This is a genomic window from Roseovarius halophilus (ex Wu et al. 2025), assembly GCF_047086965.1.
This window is the reverse complement of the sequence record NZ_JBKOTX010000421.1, coordinates 1-1,907: the sequence shown is the minus strand read 5'-3', so window position 1 is coordinate 1,907 and position 1,907 is coordinate 1. Positions and strand designations below refer to the sequence as shown.

Sequence of the window (1,907 nt, the reverse complement as noted above, 5' to 3'; positions counted from 1 at the left end):
AACATGTCGGCGTGGTCCTCGGTGGGGAGAGCTTCACGGCGCTGGCCGAGAACCTGCAACAGGCCCTCTGGTCACTGGGCGGGGCACCGCAAAACCACCGCACCGACAGCCTGTCGGCCGGGTTCCGCAACCTGACCGCGGATCAGCGCGAGGACATCACCAGGCGCTATGATGCCTTCGTCGACCATTACGGCATGGACGCCAGCCGCAACAATCGCGGTGAGGCCCACGAGAACGGGGCGGTCGAATCCCAGAACCGGCATCTCAAGAAAGCCATCGAACAGGCGCTGATCCTGCGCGGCAGCCGCGACTTCGCCTGCGTCGAGGATTACCGGCGCTTCGTCGACATGCTGGTGGCGCGGCGCAACAAGCAGCGTGCCACCGCCGTCCAGGCGGAACGAGCACACCTCAAGCCCTTGCCGCAGCGGCGCACCACCGACTTCACCGAGATCGTGGTGCCGGTCACGCGGACGGGTGGCTTCCTGGTCAAGAGCATCTTCTACAGCGCCCCGTCGCAGCTGATCGGGCAGCGTTTGCGCGTCCACCTCTATGATGATCGCATCGAGGCGTTTCTCGGCAGCACCCTCGTCGTGACCCATCCCCGGGCCCGCGGGCGCGCAGGTGGCCACCGCGTCCATGTCATCAATTACCACCACGTGATCCATGCCCTGCGGCGCAAACCGCAGGCTTTTTGGAGTTCGATCTACCGCGACAGCCTGTTTCCCCGGACCGAATACGCTGAGGCCTGGAAGGCGTTGCAGCGGGACCTGCCACGACGCGACGCCTGCCGCCAGATGGTCGACCTGCTGTTCATCGCCCACGACCAGGCATGCGAGGCCGAACTGGCGCATCTGCTGGCAGAGGACCTCGACGCGGGCCAGGTGCCGGACCCCAAGGCGCTGGCGTCCCGGCTGGTCCCGAGGCGCATGGCGTTACCCAAGGATGTGATCGTCGCCCACACGGCACTGGGCAGCTTCGACGCCCTTCTGGAGGCTCGCACATGACCGCCCGCGAGGTCGACATCCACACGCTGCCCGCCATGCTGACCGCGCTGCGGCTGCCCAGCTTCCACAAGCTTTGGGGCGAGATCGCCACACGCGCCGATACCGAAGGCTGGCCGGCCGCCCGTTTCCTCGCCGTGCTGGCGGAATATGAGCTGGCCGAGCGCGACATGCGGCGCATCCGGCGACACCTGAACGCAGCTCAGCTTCCGGCCGGGAAGACGCTGGCGACCTTCGACTTCAAAGCGCTGCCGACCCTGCCGCGTGCCCGGGTGGAGGCCCTGGCGGCCGGCGACTGGCTGGACGGTGGCGGCAACCTGATCGCCATCGGCAATTCCGGCACCGGCAAGACGCACGTGCTTTGCGCCATCGGTCATGCCCTGATCGAGGCAGGACACCGTGTCTTCTACACCCCGACCAGCGATCTGGTGCAGAGACTCCAGGCCGCTCGGCGCGATCTCGTTCTCGAGGCAGCGCTGGCGAAGCTCGACAAGTTCGACCTGATCATCCTCGACGACATCACCTACGCCCACAAGGATCAGGCCGAAACCGGCGTCCTCTTCGAGCTGATCGCCCGGCGCTACGAATACCGCAGCATCGCCATCGCGGCCAATCAGCCCTTCAGCGGCTGGGATCAGATCTTCCCGGACAAGGCCATGACCGTCGCGGCCATCGACCGACTGGTCCACCACGCGGCCATCCTCGAGATGAACGCCGAAAGTTACCGTCAGCGTGCGGCTGCCCTGAACAAGCGGGCACAGGCCGATGCCCCAGCGACAACCATCGCCGACAACAAGAACGAAGGAGAAACCTAACCCAAACCACCAAACAACACGCCAACCCCGGCGGCCTCAAAACCGGCCATGATGGTTGTCGCGCGCGGACAAGGTGGTTGACGCTCTACAA

At 65.8% G+C, this 1,907-nt stretch carries 2 protein-coding genes; both read left to right on the top strand.

What is annotated here, in order from left to right:
* On the top strand, positions 1-1,004 hold a 1,004-nt coding region (locus ACH107_RS32390), incomplete at its 5' end, for a Mu transposase domain-containing protein (protein ID WP_412509715.1).
* Entirely contained in the window at positions 1,001-1,816 is an 816-nt protein-coding gene (gene istB, locus ACH107_RS32385; RefSeq protein WP_412509714.1) for an IS21-like element helper ATPase IstB, read from the top strand. The genes ACH107_RS32390 and istB, both read left to right, overlap by 4 nt.
* Positions 1,817-1,907: the final 91 nt, after the last annotated feature.

Coding starts and splice junctions, on each gene's coding strand:
- istB (WP_412509714.1), top strand. CDS start 1,001: ATGACCGCCCGCGAGGTCGACATCCACACGCTGCCCGCCATGCTGACC.